Raw genomic sequence first — 898 nt, 5'->3', positions numbered from 1 at the left:
GAGGACACGGTATCGAGACTGGTGAGCATGCTGCGCCGCTATGCGCTGGCGCTCCGGGAGTTCTTCACGGAAATCGTACCTACTTGATGTCTGATAAGGCTGGCCAGATTCAGGGCACTCACTCTATTTCTGCAGGGCTTGATTATCCAGGCGTTGGTCCTGAGCATTCCTGGTTGAAGGACATGAAGCGAGCAAATTACGTGTCGGTTACCGACGATGAGGCACTTGCTGCATTCCGTCGCCTAACGCTAGTTGAGGGTATTATGCCTGCACTTGAGTCAAGTCATGCAATCGCCTATGGAATTAAAAAGGCGGCGACGATGTCATCCGATAAAATTATGATCATTAACCTTTCAGGTCGTGGTGATAAAGATATTCATACCGTTGCTGGCATAGATGGAATTGAGGTGTAGTTATGAGTCGTATTCAATCTGTATTAGAGAACTTGCAAGCCGAAGGTAAAAAAGCATTAATCCCATACGTAACTGGCGGTGACCCTAGACCGGGCGCAACGGTTGAGATTATGCATACCTTAGTCGAAGCTGGCGCAGACATAATCGAGCTTGGCGTGCCATTTTCCGACCCGATGGCCGATGGCCCGGTAATTCAGTTAGCCTGCGAGCGTGCACTTGAACACAATGTATCGCTTGATGATATATTTTCGATGGTGAAGGAATTTCGTGAAACAGACCAAGATACTCCGGTCGTATTGATGGGCTACCTAAACCCCTTGGAAATTAAAGGTTACGAAAAATTTGCTATTGAAGCTGCCGAGGTTGGTGTTGATGGTGCGTTAATCGTCGACTTGCCGCCTGAAGAGGCTGAATCTCTTGTACCATTTCTGAAAGAAAATGATCTGGACTCTATCTTCCTGATCGCACCGACAACTACCGACGAG

General features: G+C 47.9%; 1 protein-coding gene and 1 pseudogene. Both read left to right on the top strand.

Annotated features, from left to right (window positions below):
* Positions 1-413 (top strand): annotated as a pseudogene (locus A3763_RS02395) (tryptophan synthase subunit beta); the annotation flags it as partial.
* 2 nt (positions 414-415) lie between these two features.
* Positions 416-898 (top strand): tryptophan synthase subunit alpha (trpA, locus tag A3763_RS02390; RefSeq protein WP_068759857.1); only part of this gene is annotated, 483 nt, incomplete at its 3' end.

The organism is Oleiphilus sp. HI0128, from assembly GCF_001635365.1.
This window is presented reverse-complemented; position numbering and strand designations above follow the sequence as displayed.